The following is a 570-nucleotide window of genomic DNA, read 5'->3' as shown; positions in this document are numbered from 1 at the left end:
TTTTCTCCAACAATTCTACAACTCCTTGCGTGATTTGTACCTTCCTTTTTGTGCCAGAGATAAGCTCTGCCCTACCGAAGTCCCCCACGGATTCACCGCTTCCTCCTTCGGTCAGGTCCTTTCGGATTTTCTGCTTTCATTGCTTACCCTGAACGCCTCGATGTACGAATCCTATTTCATGTTCAGCCCTTCCGCTCGTGTTGCAACACCTGCGTACTATGGCTTCTGCTGACTTCTGTACGTTCTGCCTACTTTCACAAGTAAGGTTACGGAGATTGCTCCGCGTACCGTACAGATCTCCCCAGGTAAGAGCGTTATCTTTCCCTCCATCTATTCGCCTCATTTACTCCCACTCGCCTTCGGCAGTAAGGACTTCGACTTCTCTAGCAGTCTCATCCAACGAGCATTAGCCTTATATGAGATTCGTGTTCCTCGAACCGGAGGTTTGCCGCCGACTTCCTTCAGATTCGACCTCTTGGTCGACACCCTTGTCTTAAGCTAATGACTACTACTGCCTTCGTCACTCGGGACTTTCACCCTATAGATAACGCCCATGCTGGGCGCACTAGA

1 protein-coding gene is annotated in these 570 nt (G+C 49.8%); it reads left to right on the top strand.

Annotation, left to right across the window (positions count from 1 at the left end):
- The coding region (locus E2980_RS24525; RefSeq protein WP_205700030.1) for a hypothetical protein at positions 1 to 232 on the top strand (232 nt) is incomplete at its 5' end.
- Between the last annotated feature and the right edge of the window lie 338 nt (positions 233 to 570).

The sequence above is a fragment of the Cohnella luojiensis genome (assembly GCF_004564235.1).
GTDB lineage: Bacteria > Bacillota > Bacilli > Paenibacillales > Paenibacillaceae > Cohnella > Cohnella luojiensis.
Note: the sequence above shows the minus strand (reverse complement) of the source record. Positions and strands in the feature narration are given on the sequence as shown.